Below are 13302 nucleotides of genomic sequence, written 5' to 3' on the forward strand. Positions count from 1 at the left end.
CGGGTTACTTCGGCGATCCCAGGGCGGCAAGCAGTTTCACCAGGTGCCCGAATGCGTCGGTGAACGGCCGCGCCGGCACCGAGGGATCGATGGCCCGCTGGATGCCGAGGCCGATCCCGGCACTGAGCAGCAGACTGCCGAGATCCTCGAGGCTCGCTGCCACGTCGCTGTTCACCAATTGCGTTTCGGTGAGGCCGAGCTCGGCAGACATCGACCTGACCACGTCGATGACCATCTGCGCGGCCTCGTTGCGCAACGCCGTGATCATCTGGGCCAGCTCGGGGTTGTTCCGCGACAGGACCGCGAATTCGAGTTCGAGCATGGTCCAGCCGACGTCGCCTGCGGTGCGCTCCAGCCAGGCGCTCAACGCCTCCACGCGGGTGTCCAACTCGGCATCGGATATCGCGAGTTCGGCCATCTCGGCGAACTTCTCGCGGTGGATCAACTCGAGGACATCGCGGCAGAGGTTGGGTTTGCTGCCGAAGTTGGAGTACACGGCTCCCTTGGAGAAGCCCGCGTCGTCGGCGATGTCTTCGAGGCTCGTGGCGGCATACCCGTGGCTCAGGAAGCGCTTTTTGGCGGCCTGCAACAGCTCGGCCCGCGTCTGTTCCTGGCGTTGAGCCCTGGTCAGCCGCGGCATGCGCTGATGATAGAGCGCAGCAGACTTTGGGTATTGATTTAACTCAAAGTATTCAGATACCGTCAGTATCCGAACGGTCGTGAAGCGACTTCAGGGGAGGCATGACGTGCGGTTTTCACAGCGGAAGGCGTCGGTGGACGGCGCGGTGGTGATCGTGACCGGCGGGGCGCGGGGCATCGGCGCCAAGACGGCGGAGCTGTTCTCCGCCCGTGGCGCCACGGTATCGATCGGTGATGTCGATGCCGATGTGGCTGCGACGACCGCGGCCGGTATCCCCCGCTGCCGGGCGGCCTACCTCGACGTCACGCAGCGGTCGTCGTGGGATCGCTTCGTCTCCGACGTCGTCCGGGAATCGGGCCGCGTCGACATCCTGGTCAACAACGCCGGGGTCATGCCCCTCGGTGCATTCGACGCCGAACCGGAGGCCACCACTGACCTGATCCTCGACGTCAACGTTCGTGGCGTCCTCAACGGCATGCGCGCCGTGGTCCCGTCGATGGTGGCCCGCGGGCGCGGGCACGTCGTCAATGTCGCGTCGATGGCGGGCATGATCCCGATCCCCGGCATGGTGACCTACAACGCCAGCAAGTTCGCCGCACTCGGCGCGTCATTGGCCGCACGTCGCGAGTACGCGGGCACCGGGATCACCGTGTCGGCAGTGCTGCCGTCAGCGGTTCGAACCGAACTCACCTCTGGCGTGCAGCTCGGAAACGGCCTTCCCACAGTGGATCCCGATGATGTCGCACGCGCGATCCTCAAAACTGTCCGCACTCACGCCGCCCGCACCTCGGTGCCGGGTTGGGTCGCTCCCGGGTGGGCCCTGGTGGACGCGTTGGTGCCCGAGGCACTCCAGAGCGCGGTGCGTGCCAGGATCGACGACCGCCGCGCCCTGACCGCCCTCGATGCGCAGGGCCGATCCAGCTACCTGCAGCGTCTCGACCGCCAGTCGAAAGCCCATGGTGCACAGTCCGATTCCGAGGTGGCGCCATGACCAAGGCACTGGTGATCGGCTGCGGTGGGACCATCGGAGGAGCGTGGACAGTCGCGGCGCTGCATGCCCTGGCCGAAGAAACCGGATGGGATCCGCGCGACGCCGCTGTGCTGCAGGGCACCTCGGCGGGAGCCGAGCTCGTCACGATTCTCGGCGGCGGTGCCACGGTGGACGATCTGATCTCGATGCAGCGCGGCACCTCTACCGACGAGCGCCTGCGCCGCCACATCGCGGACACGCCGCCCAGCGTGCCGCCGATTCCTGCGCCCCGCCTGCTCAACCCCCGGCTGCTCGTCGGCCAAAAGGGTCTCGCCGCCGCCACCGGCATCGCCCCCGTCGGTCGAGGCAACACCGACTGGCTGCAGCGCCTTGCCGACGGATTCTCCGATGGCACAGGTTGGATGAGACACCCCGGTGCCCGGATGGTCGCGTTCGACTACCAGCGTGGCGAAGGTGTCGCCTTCGGCGCGCCAGGTGCGCCGCAGGCCACCGCAGGTGAAGCCCTACGCGCATCCTGGGCGGTCCCCGGCTGGATGCCACCGGTCACGATCGGCGGCAGGAACTTCGTCGACGGTGGCGCCGCCTCGACGGCATCGGTCGATCTGATCGGACCCGAGGAAGCCGAAACGATCTACGTGATCACCCCCATGGCCTCCGAACCGGGAACGCGCGCACCGGGACTCGGCGGCAGGCTGGAGCACGGTCTGCTGCGCCGGCCGATGTCGGTGGGTCTGAACCGCGAAGTGGCGGCGGTGCGTGCGCGTGGCACGCAGGTCGTCCTCATCCGTCCCGACGCGGCAGATCTCGCAGGCCTGGGTTCCCACTTCATGCGCCGTAACCGGCGGCAGTCGGCGTTCGAGGCATCGATGCTGACCGCACCTACCACGGTCCGGCGGGCACTCGCCGTCAGCGAGGAAGCTCGATGAGCCGCGAAGTCCGCAGCGTCATCATCGGCGCGGGGATGGCCGGAATCGCCACCGCCTACACGCTTCAGCAAGCCGGATTCACGAACTTCACCATCCTGGAGAAAGGTTCGGACGTCGGAGGCGTCTGGCACTGGAACCGCTACCCGGGACTCACCTGTGACGTGCCGTCGCAGATCTACCAGTTCTCGTTCGCACCGAAACCGGACTGGAGCCACATCTGGGCCACCGGTGAGGACATCCAGCGCTATCACCGCGATGTCATGGCACGGTTCGGACTCGACGCCCATCTGCGGTGCGACACCGAAGTGACCGAGGCGCGTTACGACAGCACCGCCACGTCATGGACACTCACGACGGCCGACGGTGACACTCTGACGGCCGATTTCGTCATCTGTGCCACCGGGGTGCTGCACCATCCGTCGATACCCGACATTCCCGGCATGGACACCTTCGGCGGGCAGATCGTGCACACCGCGCGGTGGGATCCGGGGGTGGAGACCGACGGTCGGCGAATCGCCGTGATCGGCACGGGATCGACCGGCGTGCAGGTGGTTTCGGCCCTGCAACCCAAGGCCCGCACGCTGCTGCACTTCGCCAGATCCCCGCAGTGGATCCTGTGGGCACCGATGTCGCTGCGGCAGTCGTCGGTGCTCGCCAAGGTCCTGCACCGGCGGCCGGGATGGCATGGCTTTCTCTTCCGACGTCTGCAGTGGGGCTCGAACATCCTCGCCGATGTCGTCACCACGCCCTCGTGGCGACGCAAACTGGTGCAGTCCTATGCCCGGTGGAGCCTGGCCGCCCAGGTCCGTGACCGGACGCTGCGGGCGAAACTCACTCCGGATTATGAACCGCTGTGTAAGCGGCAAGTGGTCTCGGGCACGTACTACCGCGCCATCAAGCGCCCCAATGCCACGCTGGTCGACGATCCCATCCAGGAATTCACCCCGACAGGTATCCGCACCGCGGACGGCACGCACCACGACGTGGATGTCGCGGTGCTGGCCACAGGTTTCCAGGCACACAATTACATGCGGCCGATGACCGTCGTGGGCCGCGACGGGATCACCCTCGATGAGGCGTGGGTCAAGGGGCCACGGGCCTACCGGATGACAGCAATCCCCGGGTTTCCGAACCTGTTCACCGTGCTCGGCCCGAACTCACCGACGGGATCGATCCCGCTGCAGTACTCGGCCGAGCGCACCGCCGGCTACATCGTGGCCTGGCTCAAGCGGTTTGAGAACGGCGAACTCTGCGAGGTCGAGGTCACCGAAGAGGCCACCGACGAGTTCAACGCCGCAGTCGCCGACGCGCTCGGTCCGACGGTCTGGAACACCGGGTGCAACTCGTGGTACTTCACCGACGCCGGAACCATCGACCTGTGGCCGTTCGACCGGGCTACCCTCACGCGCATGCTGTCCGCACCGGACCCCGCCCACTACCGGATCAGGTGACGGCGAGCCTTCGCGGTACCCACCCACCCCCGGCGATTCGGCGTGTTTGCCCGACACCGTGAACGGCACACGGTACGTTTCGTCTGGGTCGGGGTTCTGAGTGGAGTGGACTGGTACGGAGCGTCATGGAATCGACCAAGTACATCGGCCGCGTAGGCGCACTGGCCGTTGCTCTCGGCATCGGCACAGCGTTGACCTCGGGGACCGGAATCGCCTGGGCCGACGGTGGGTCCGGCGATCCCGGCAAATCAACGACGGGCAGCGCCGACGGTTCCACCTCGAGCCCGGGGACAAAGAAGAACCCGAGCAAACCCTCGACGATCAAGAAGCCGGCCACGACGCCGTCCGGCGCACTGTCGAAGATCGGCGAGCGGATCCGCAAGGACGTCGAGTCGGGACTGAACGATGTCGGCGACACGCTCAAGCAGACGCAGAGCCGCCTGGACACCGCCCGCACCCCGCTGCGAAACCGGACCACCAAGGCCCGGAGCAAGATTCAGGGCACACTCACCAATGTCCCCGAAACCGGCAACAAGGCCGACATCACCACGAAGACAGACAACACCCGGATCGCCCCGGACGCGGCGACGTCTGCGCCGACGCTGAAGCGCACGCAACGCCCCAACACCAACACGGTGGTGGTGCGTCTGAACGAGGCCGCCTCCACCCTGGGCACCGAGGTCGCGAAGTTCGACATCCCCACTATCCCCGACATCGTGCCGGAGAAGACCACCGTCCCGGCTGCTCCCGCCACCGCACCCAAGATCAGCGCACCGCCCGTCGTCTCAGCCCTGCTGAGTGTCGCGGGGCTGTCGCCGTTCGGTGCGGGTAACACCCCGGTCGCACCCGGCCAGTCGCCCGCTTTGTGGGCCATGATGGCTTGGACACGAAGGGAATTCGAGCGGACGATCAATCCGGTCGGGTCGCGTGTGGTGTCGGCCAATGACGCCGCCTCGGTGGTCGCCGAGGGTGAGATCCAGCCGATGGCTGCGGCCGCCCCCAATGCCGCTGTGCAGACCGATGACCTGACACCCAAGCCTCAGGTCCCGTCTTCCCTGGCGAGCGCCACCACAGCGCTCAAGTGGGTGACCGGGGTAGGCGTCACCGACCACTGGTACGTCGCGGGGACCGACCTTGGCATCATGTGGAACAGCGGCTACACCGACCCGGTCACCGGAAAACCGGTCATCTACACGCTGTTCGGCGATACCTACAGCGAGCCCGGCATGGCCGGCGACTGGCGCAACAACGTGCTGTTCCGCACGATCGACACCGATCTGTCCGACGGTCTGCAATTCGACGGTGCGGTGATCAATGCTGGGGCGCAATATCCCGGCGACCCCAACGGGACTCATGAGTGGTACGGCACCGGTGGTGCGCCTGCGGGCGCCTCTCAGATCATCTACGATCCGGGCGGCCTCAACGGGCTGTTCGGCCAGACCTACACGATGATCCCGACGTCGGCCATCGCGATCGAGAATCCCGACGCGGAAGGCGGTTACCGGCAGTACGCCACGGTGATGTCGATCCGCACCTGGGACAACCCGGGCAGCTGGACCACGAACTACGCCGCGATCGCCTACTCCGACGACGGCGGCAAGACCTGGACCGTCGACCGCGACACCGTGCGCTCGTCGGGCTGGTTCCGAGCCGGCCCGGCCTACGTCCCTGGCGACGAACATTTCCAGCAGAACGCGCTGGTGATGTCGGACGACCCGACCGACCCGTACGTCTACGTGTACGGAACTCCCTCGGGCAGGCAGGGTTCGGCGTACGTAGCTCGGGTGCAGAAGGATCAGATCACCAATCTGGATGCCTATGAGTACTGGTCGGGTGAGGATTCCAGTGGCGCCGGGAAGTGGGTGACGGGTGATCCGTCGGCGGCGGTTCCGGTGTTCGGCTCCAGCAGCACCGATTTCCTGCCGACGCTCTACAAGGTGGCGGACTTCTTCACCTTCGGGTTGTTCACCAAGATCGCCAACGGCATCTGGGTCGGCGGGCTGCCCACGGGCGGCAATGTCAGCGAGATGTCGGTGCAGTACAACGAGTATCTGGGCAAGTACGTCGTGCTCTACACCGATGGCGGCAACAACGTCGTGATGCGGGTGTCGGATTCACCGCAGGGTGAATGGTCGGATACGACGACGCTGGTGAACAACAACCTGACGACCAACACCGGCATGTATGCACCCATGGTCCACCCGATGTCGGGGACCGGTTACTTCAACAAGGTCGACGCCAACGGCAATGTCGTGGAGGACAACTCGCAGTACCTGTACTACAACTTGTCCTACTGGGGCGACTACAACGTCCGGTTGATGCAGACCGACCTGTCCACGATGAAGACGGTCTCGGTGTAGCCGGATGTCTCGAACGTTGGCGTTGAGTGCGGCGGTCCTGACCGTGGCTGCCGCACTCAGCACGAGTGCCTGTGCGCACGCCGATCCCGAGCCGGTGCCGCAGGGACCATCGGAAACCACAGCGCCTCAACCAGACTCGTCGTGCGCCGAAAACGTCGACGGGACACTGACTCCGGCTGATCCCGCACAGACCGGCAACAACCGGCGTCTGCTGCAGTGCACGGCCGGGACCTGGCAGACGTTCGGCGGCCCCTATCCCTCGTCGGATCGCTGGCTGACCACCGGGCCCCAGGTGATACTGCACGGGCAGGGCAGGCGAAACCCGGAAGCCCGGGCGGGCACTTGGACAGCGACCCCGCAGACCGCCGAGGCCCATTGTGGCGCCGAAGTTGTCGATGTCCTGGGCGCAGGCAGGACATCGGAGCCGCAGACGTTCAGCGCAGACCCGGGCCAGTCGCTGACCATCGAGGTCAGCGACCACATGTTCACGACGAAGCTCAGCGGCTACTGCCTCTGGGCGCGTAGCTGACGAGCTACCCCACACCCCTGTTCAGCCAAGACACCTCGGCGCCGTCACCGCCGTTGCGGTAGGGCTCGAGCGACTCGTCCCATGCGGTACCCAGCACGGTGTCGAGTTCGGCTGCCAGCATGTCGGCGCCGCCGGCCATGAGGGAGCGCAGCCGCATCTCGCCGACCATCACGTCGCCGTTGGCGCTCATCGCACCGCTCCACAGACCGAGGTGGGGGGTGTGGCACCAGCGGTGCCCGTCCACCCCGGCACTGGGGTCCTCGGTCACCTCGAAGCGCAGCACTGACCAGGAGCGCAGGGCATTGGCCAACTGCGCCCCAGTGCCGACGGGCCCAACCCAGTTGGTCACCGTGCGCAACTGGCCAGGCATGGCCGGTTGCGGCGTCCACTTGAGGTTCGCCCGCGCCGACAGGGTCGACGACAACGCCCACTCAACATGCGGGCATACCGCCGCGGGTGAGGCATGGACATACACCACGCCCGTCGCCGCGTCGGCGAACTGGTTCGACGCACGCATCTGCTACTCCTTCGGATACGAGGGACGTCTTCCCCAACGGCCTGGTATTCCGATCAAGCATGCAGTTGTGTGTGCCGCGCGTGTCTATTGTGCCCTGTGTGGCCAGTGTTGCGCTAGTCTGTCCCGTTTTCTCTCAGCACTCCATCAGATATCGCGGGCCACAGCGGGTAGGTCCAGTCCCCGAAGTCGCGGTCGGTGAGCACCACCAAGGCCAGGTCAGCGGCCGGATCGACCCAGAGGAACGTCCCCGACTGACCGAAATGCCCGAACGTGCGCGCCGAGTTTGCCGACCCCGTCCAGTGCGGCGATTTGCCGTCCCGGAGCTCGAAGCCCAGCCCCCAGTCGTTCGGCCGTTGCACCCCGAACCCCGGCAACACCCCGTCGAGCCCGGGAAACTGCACCGTCACCGCGTCGTCGTGCAGTTGCTGCGACACCAGTGCCGGGCGGAGCAACTCCCGGGCGAATGCCGCCAGATCCCCGACGGTCGATACACCGCCGAACCCGGCCGCCTGCGTCCCGCCCAACAGAGTGGACTTGGTCATCTGCAGCGGCTCGAAGACCGCCTCGGTCAGATAGCTGGCGAACTCGATGTCAGCAGCACTCTCGACAGCACGCGCCAGCAGTTCGAATCCGTAGTTCGAGTAGATCCGACGCTGCCCCGGCCGGGCGAGCACTTCGGCCGAACGCATCGACACGCCCGAGGCGTGGGCCAACAGGTGCCGGATCGTCGAGCCGGGCGGGCCGGCCGGAGTATCGAGTTCGACCGCGCCCTCTTCGATCGCGATCTGCGCGGCCCGGGCCACGAGCGGTTTGGTCACCGAGGCCAGAGTGAAGGGTTTATCGAGATCGCCATGGCCGGCCATCACGCCCGAGGGGCCGACCACTGCCGCAGCCGCCGTGTCGACGGGCCACGTATCGATAACGCGGAGAACTTCGGCGGCGCTCATCGAGACCAAATCTATCGGGCACGCCCCAGACTCCGGGACAGCATCTCCTCGACCATGCTCGCGGCCACCGCATCCACGTCGGCGACCAGGCGGCGCAGTCCGACTACCCGCCGAACCAACTCCTGCGGATCGGGGTTCGCAACCGCCGAGAGCCGGTGCACGTCGAGGACCGCACGATAGGCCGACTCCGGTGAGTCCGGTTCGGTGGCCTCACACCACTGCTGCATCGACTGTGTCCACGACGTCAACCGATCACCGGCACCTTGCCGCCGCGCCAGGCTCAACGACCGTCGGTACACATCCGCCGCCCATTCCACCGGCACCGGTTCGTCGAGCACCGGCAGCAGTACTTGATCGAGCGCCTGGTAACCGGTCGGATCGCCCGCCGCGACGGCGGCCATGCCGCCGAGCGCCCGCGCCAGTGTGGCCAGGGCGGCGTCGTCCAAGTTCTCTGCGAGGACGGACAATCGGCGAGTCGCAGCGCCGAATTGGTCGTCATCGCCGGTGTCGGCCGCTGTCGCCGCGAGTAGGTATGCCAGGTAACCGTGCGCGGTGGTCTCCGGGACGCCGTCCAGCAGCATCTGCGCCCGCTGCCCCCAACTGCCCGCCAGCGACACGTGACCGCGAGCCAACCAGGCCAGGCCGAGTTCGGCCGCCTTCATCGCGGCCTGCACCGGGTCGGTGCGCAGCAGCCGGGTGTGCACCTGTTCGTTGATCCGCACCGATTCGCGGCCATGACCCTGCCGCCAGGCCGCCGCGGCGTACACGGCAAGATCGTCGGTGTCGAGGGTCAGCACGCCGTCGACCCGGCTGAAGGATTCGTAGCTGGTACGCCAGTCATTTCGCCGATACGCCGAGCGTGCAACCACCAGCAGTTGGGTTCGATCGTCGACCACAACCCACGGTAACGCGCGGGCGCTCCAGCGGGCCGAGATTCAGTGGACGACGACATCCGGCCACTAATTGGACACCTGTCCGGTTTGCATTAGGTTATAGGCATGAGCCAGACGGTGCGTGGTGTGATTTCTCGGTCCAAAGGTCAGCCGGTCGAACTGGTCGACATCGTCATCCCCGATCCGGGTCCCGGTGAGGTGGTGGTCGACATCATCGCCTGCGGCGTGTGCCATACCGACCTGACCTACCGCGAGGGCGGTATCAACGACGAATACCCGTTCCTGCTCGGCCACGAGGCCGCGGGCACGGTCGAGTCGGTCGGCGAGGGAGTCACCCACGTCGAACCCGGCGATTTCGTCATCCTCAACTGGCGCGCGGTGTGTGGAGAATGCCGCGCCTGTAAACGTGGCCGCCCGCATTTGTGCTTCGACACCCACAACGCCGCGCAGAAGATGACGTTGACCGATGGCACGGAGCTCACTCCGGCGCTCGGTATCGGCGCGTTCGCCGACAAGACCCTCGTCCACGAAGGCCAGTGCACCAAGGTCGATTCCGCGGCCGACCCGGCCGTGGCCGGCCTGCTGGGCTGCGGTGTGATGGCAGGCATCGGCGCGGCGATCAACACCGGTGCGGTGACCCGAGACGACACCGTCGCCGTCATCGGCTGCGGCGGCGTGGGCGACGCGGCGATCGCCGGTGCCGCCCTGGTCGGCGCGAAGAAGATCATCGCCGTCGACACCGACAACAAGAAGCTGAACTGGGCCCGCGATTTCGGTGCCACCCACACCATCAACGCCCGTGAGCTCGACGCGGTGAAGACCATCCAGGACCTCACCGACGGCTTCGGCGCCGACGTCGTGATCGACGCGGTCGGCCGCCCCGAAACCTGGAAGCAGGCGTTCTACGCGCGCGATCTGGCCGGCACCGTGGTGCTGGTCGGTGTCCCCACCCCGGACATGACCCTGGAGATGCCGTTGGTCGACTTCTTCTCCCGCGGCGGATCGTTGAAGTCCTCCTGGTACGGCGACTGCCTGCCCGAACGTGACTTCCCCACCCTGATCTCCCTGTACCTGCAGGGCCGGCTGCCGTTGGAGAAGTTCGTCTCCGAGCGCATCGGACTGGACTCGATCGAGGATGCTTTCCACAAGATGCACGCCGGCGAGGTGCTGCGCTCGGTGGTGGTGTTGAAGAAATGAGCGGGCCAACGCAGATTCAGCGCGTTGTCACCAGCGGCAAGTTCGAACTCGACGGCGGCAGTTGGGACGTCGACAACAACATCTGGATCGTCGGCGACGACAGTGATGTCATCGTGTTCGACGCCGCCCACACTGCCGCCCCGATCATCGAGGCCGTGGGCGGCCGCAACGTCGTCGCAGTGGTCTGCACCCACGGCCACAACGACCACATCACCGTTGCGCCCGAACTGGGCAAGGCACTGGACGCACCGGTGCTGCTGCACCCCGCCGACGAGATGTTGTGGCGAGTCGTGCACCCCGACAACGACTTCCGTACGGTCGAGGAGGGTCAGGTGCTGCGGGCGGGCGGCATCGAACTGCACGCCCTGCACACCCCGGGTCACTCCCCCGGCTCGGTCTGCTGGTCGATCCCCGAACTCAACGCGGTGATCTCGGGCGACACCCTGTTCCAGGGCGGCCCGGGTGCCACCGGTCGGTCGTTCTCGGATTTCCCGACGATCCTGGACTCCATCTCCAAGCGGCTGGGAATGCTGCCCGCCGAGACCGTTGTCTACACCGGCCACGGTGACACCACCACCATTGGCGACGAGATCGTCCACTACGACGAATGGGTTGCGCGCGGGCACTGACCCCGGGTTGCGATCACGTTGAGCCAGTCCCTTACCGGCAGGCGGCGGCGCGGCCATAGTGGCACCCATGACGAGTTCAGATGGGCGTACCGCAGCGGTGATCGGCGCGGGACAAACCGGGGTGACGGCCGCTCTCGGGCTGCTGGACAACGGGTTTGAGGTCACCCTGTACAGCGACCGTGACCAGCGCAGTTTGCGCGACGACGTTCCGGCCACCGGCACCGCGCTGATCTTCGGGGAGGCCCAGCGGGCCGAGGAGTCGCTGGGTCTGAACACCTACCTGGCCACCGCCCCGACTTCGACCGGGGAAAGTGTGCGCGTGGTGGACGGTTCCGGTCCGGACCGGTCGGAGGAGATCGCCTTCGACGTCGACTTCGATGGCTTCGTCGGGCTTGCGGTGGATACCCGGCTCAAGGCCGATGATCGGCTCACCCTGTTCCAGCAGCGCGGTGGGCGGTTCGTGGTCGAGGCCGTCGACCCGGTGCGCCTGGACCGGATCGCTGCGAGTGTCGACCTCACGCTGGTTGCCACCGGGCGCGGTGGGTTGTCGTCTCTGTTTCCTGTCGACGCCGAGCGCTCCGCCTACGATCGGCCCCAGCGCAGTCTGTTGACGGTGACGTTGACCGGTTTACCTTACGGGCCTGAGGTTTTCGCCCATCGCAGCGGCGCAGGTGGGCGCCACAGCGCCTTGACGGTGGTCTCCGATCAGGGTGAGGCTTGGTGGGGCGGATACCTGCACAAGGATGCCGGACCGACCTGGGCGTTCCTGGGCTGGGCGCGCCCCGGCAGCGAGTGGGAGAACCGGTTCGCCGGCGCGCAGGACGCACAATCCGCACTCGACATCGTCACCGCGCTGCACCGTGACTTCATCGACTGGGATCTGCCCGAGGTCGGTGAGCTCAGGACCATCGAGACCGATCCGCACTCGTGGCTCAAAGGCGCCGTCACCCAGGTGGTGCGCGGCGGGGTGGGCCGCACCGCCGGCGGCCATCCAGTGGCCGCCCTGGGCGATACCGCCGTCACCTACGATCCGATCGCCGGCCAGGGCGCCCAAGGCGGCCTGATACAGGCCGCAGCACTGGTGAGCAAGGCAACCGAGCACGACGGACCGTTCGACGAGGCGTGGCTGCGCAACGCATTCGAGGATTTCTACGCGGACCGGGCACGGGCCGCGCAACTGGTCACCCGCTTGTTCCTGTCCGATCCCGAGCTGGCCGAGTACGGCAACCTGTTCTTCGCGGCGGCACAGGGCAGCCCGCGGTTCGCCTCGAAACTCTATGGACTGCTGAATGATCCGAGGCCGGTCGAACGTCTCGACTCGGTGGCCGCCGCCAAGCAGCTGATCACCGATTTCTCCGGTGAGCCGGCCGACGCGTTACTGGAGCGGTTCGTCCCCGTCGGATCCTTCCAGCGCTCCGGCCTGGTGACGCGGGCCGCCTAGCCTCAGCTGCCCAGGATCCGGCGCTTCTCCGCTTCGAACTCGGCCTCGGTCAACGCACCGGTATCACGCAGGGCAGCAATGGTTTTGATCTGTTCGATCCGGACATCCTGATCGCTGGGAACCTGGGATCCGGAATATGTCGGTGTGTACGTCGGGGTGCCGGTCGGTGTGTACGTCGTCGGGTAGCTGGGCAGCGGAGTCGCCCGCTTCCCCGAGCGGAGGCTCCACATGATCGACAGGCCGAGCGCGACAGCGGCCAGGACCGTCGTCCCGATGAAGGGCCACATCACCCAGTAATAGGGGCTGCTGTGTCCGAATGTCAGCCTCGGATTCTGAGACTCGAAGACCGAGGCCTTGGCGTCGATACGGTAGGTGCCCGCCTCCTTGATGTGGGCGGTGAAGACCCGCACCGTGATTTCCCGGTTGGTCTTCGATGAACTGCTCATGGAGTCGGTGATGAGCGGTGTGGCCACTCCGGTCGGCGGCGTGATGGCCAGTTGGATCGGAGGCACCATCACCCCCTTGCCGCCCACGGTGAGGGTCGTGGCACGGTAGGCGATGTCCACGTCGCCGGCGGGCAACTCCAGACTCGCCGAGCCCGGGATCGGCACCTCGCCGTAGGCATCGTCATCTGCGATGACGAACGCGTTCACCATCACCGACGCAAAGATGCCGAGAACACCGATGACCAAGGCGATGACGGACACGATGATCGCCGTCCGCGGGGCGCCCCCTCCGTTACTCATCGCCGAAGTGTGTCATAGCCGGTCGGTGGCGGGTT

13 protein-coding genes are annotated in these 13302 nt (G+C 66.5%); 8 read left to right on the forward strand and 5 right to left on the reverse strand.

Going from position 1 to position 13302, the window contains the following annotated elements:
* Positions 1 to 4: 4 nt before the first annotated feature.
* Positions 5 to 640 (reverse strand): TetR/AcrR family transcriptional regulator, encoded by a 636-nt coding sequence (locus tag AB0876_RS24740; protein ID WP_055115214.1) that lies wholly within the window; start codon positions 638 to 640, stop codon positions 5 to 7.
* Between the two features lie 106 nt (positions 641 to 746).
* On the opposite strand from AB0876_RS24740, the gene AB0876_RS24745 reads away from it, so the two are divergent.
* The 5 genes from AB0876_RS24745 (at position 747) to AB0876_RS24765 (ending at position 6897) form a co-directional block, all read left to right on the forward strand.
* On the forward strand, positions 747 to 1631 hold the full coding sequence (locus tag AB0876_RS24745; protein WP_526043155.1) for an SDR family NAD(P)-dependent oxidoreductase: 885 nt from the start codon (positions 747 to 749) through the stop codon (positions 1629 to 1631).
* Entirely contained in the window at positions 1628 to 2557 is a 930-nt protein-coding gene (locus AB0876_RS24750) for a patatin-like phospholipase family protein (RefSeq protein WP_526043156.1), read from the forward strand. The genes AB0876_RS24745 and AB0876_RS24750 overlap by 4 nt, the downstream gene beginning before the upstream one ends.
* Complete coding sequence (locus tag AB0876_RS24755; protein ID WP_526043157.1) at positions 2554 to 4008, forward strand: flavin-containing monooxygenase; 1455 nt, start codon at positions 2554 to 2556, stop codon at positions 4006 to 4008. The genes AB0876_RS24750 and AB0876_RS24755 overlap by 4 nt, the downstream gene beginning before the upstream one ends.
* Positions 4009 to 4133: 125 nt before the next feature.
* Positions 4134 to 6368, forward strand: a complete 2235-nt coding sequence (locus AB0876_RS24760) for a DUF4185 domain-containing protein (protein WP_526043158.1) — start codon at positions 4134 to 4136, stop codon at positions 6366 to 6368.
* Between the two features lie 4 nt (positions 6369 to 6372).
* Positions 6373 to 6897 carry a hypothetical protein gene (locus AB0876_RS24765; RefSeq protein ID WP_491840509.1) on the forward strand — a complete coding sequence of 175 codons (525 nt, stop codon included), beginning with the start codon at positions 6373 to 6375 and terminating at the stop codon, positions 6895 to 6897.
* Positions 6898 to 6901: 4 nt separating this feature from the next.
* On the opposite strand, the gene AB0876_RS24770 is transcribed toward AB0876_RS24765, so the two are convergent.
* The 3 genes from AB0876_RS24770 to AB0876_RS24780 all read right to left on the reverse strand — a co-directional run bounded on the left by AB0876_RS24770 (position 6902) and on the right by AB0876_RS24780 (position 9257).
* Complete coding sequence (locus AB0876_RS24770; RefSeq protein ID WP_491840508.1) at positions 6902 to 7414, reverse strand: DUF3145 domain-containing protein; 513 nt, start codon at positions 7412 to 7414, stop codon at positions 6902 to 6904.
* Positions 7415 to 7527: 113 nt separating this feature from the next.
* Complete coding sequence (locus tag AB0876_RS24775) at positions 7528 to 8361, reverse strand: serine hydrolase domain-containing protein (protein WP_526043159.1); 834 nt, start codon at positions 8359 to 8361, stop codon at positions 7528 to 7530.
* Between the two features lie 11 nt (positions 8362 to 8372).
* Entirely contained in the window at positions 8373 to 9257 is an 885-nt protein-coding gene (locus AB0876_RS24780; RefSeq protein WP_526043160.1) for a chemotaxis protein CheY, read from the reverse strand.
* Between the two features lie 102 nt (positions 9258 to 9359).
* Here AB0876_RS24780 and AB0876_RS24785 point away from each other — a divergent pair, with 102 nt between their 5' ends.
* The 3 genes from AB0876_RS24785 to AB0876_RS24795 all read left to right on the forward strand — a co-directional run bounded on the left by AB0876_RS24785 (position 9360) and on the right by AB0876_RS24795 (position 12521).
* Positions 9360 to 10451 carry an S-(hydroxymethyl)mycothiol dehydrogenase gene (locus tag AB0876_RS24785; RefSeq protein WP_491840505.1) on the forward strand — a complete coding sequence of 364 codons (1092 nt, stop codon included), beginning with the start codon at positions 9360 to 9362 and terminating at the stop codon, positions 10449 to 10451.
* The gene (locus AB0876_RS24790) at positions 10448 to 11080 is read left to right on the forward strand and encodes an MBL fold metallo-hydrolase (protein WP_526043161.1); all 633 of its coding nucleotides are present in this window, start codon (positions 10448 to 10450) and stop codon (positions 11078 to 11080) included. Before AB0876_RS24785 ends, AB0876_RS24790 begins: the two co-directional genes overlap by 4 nt.
* Positions 11081 to 11147: 67 nt before the next feature.
* Positions 11148 to 12521, forward strand: a complete 1374-nt coding sequence (locus AB0876_RS24795) for a styrene monooxygenase/indole monooxygenase family protein (protein WP_526043162.1) — start codon at positions 11148 to 11150, stop codon at positions 12519 to 12521.
* 2 nt (positions 12522 to 12523) lie between these two features.
* Here AB0876_RS24795 and AB0876_RS24800 read toward each other — a convergent pair whose 3' ends face one another.
* Positions 12524 to 13267, reverse strand: a complete 744-nt coding sequence (locus AB0876_RS24800) for an SHOCT domain-containing protein (protein WP_526043163.1) — start codon at positions 13265 to 13267, stop codon at positions 12524 to 12526.
* Positions 13268 to 13302 lie beyond the last annotated feature (35 nt).

Source organism: Mycobacterium sp. NPDC049093 (assembly GCF_040704635.1).
GTDB lineage: Bacteria > Actinomycetota > Actinomycetes > Mycobacteriales > Mycobacteriaceae > Mycobacterium.

Excerpts from the sequence above, each read along its gene's own strand:
- AB0876_RS24765 (WP_491840509.1), top strand. The coding sequence starts at position 6,373 with ATGTCTCGAACGTTGGCGTTGAGTGCGGCGGTCCTGACCGTGGCTGCC.
- AB0876_RS24785 (WP_491840505.1), top strand. The coding sequence starts at position 9,360 with ATGAGCCAGACGGTGCGTGGTGTGATTTCTCGGTCCAAAGGTCAGCCG.
- AB0876_RS24770 (WP_491840508.1), bottom strand. The coding sequence starts at position 7,414 with ATGCGTGCGTCGAACCAGTTCGCCGACGCGGCGACGGGCGTGGTGTAT.
- AB0876_RS24760 (WP_526043158.1), top strand. The coding sequence starts at position 4,134 with ATGGAATCGACCAAGTACATCGGCCGCGTAGGCGCACTGGCCGTTGCT.
- AB0876_RS24740 (WP_055115214.1), bottom strand. The coding sequence starts at position 640 with ATGCCGCGGCTGACCAGGGCTCAACGCCAGGAACAGACGCGGGCCGAG.
- AB0876_RS24800 (WP_526043163.1), bottom strand. The coding sequence starts at position 13,267 with ATGAGTAACGGAGGGGGCGCCCCGCGGACGGCGATCATCGTGTCCGTC.
- AB0876_RS24775 (WP_526043159.1), bottom strand. The coding sequence starts at position 8,361 with ATGAGCGCCGCCGAAGTTCTCCGCGTTATCGATACGTGGCCCGTCGAC.
- AB0876_RS24790 (WP_526043161.1), top strand. The coding sequence starts at position 10,448 with ATGAGCGGGCCAACGCAGATTCAGCGCGTTGTCACCAGCGGCAAGTTC.
- AB0876_RS24755 (WP_526043157.1), top strand. The coding sequence starts at position 2,554 with ATGAGCCGCGAAGTCCGCAGCGTCATCATCGGCGCGGGGATGGCCGGA.
- AB0876_RS24795 (WP_526043162.1), top strand. The coding sequence starts at position 11,148 with ATGACGAGTTCAGATGGGCGTACCGCAGCGGTGATCGGCGCGGGACAA.
- AB0876_RS24750 (WP_526043156.1), top strand. The coding sequence starts at position 1,628 with ATGACCAAGGCACTGGTGATCGGCTGCGGTGGGACCATCGGAGGAGCG.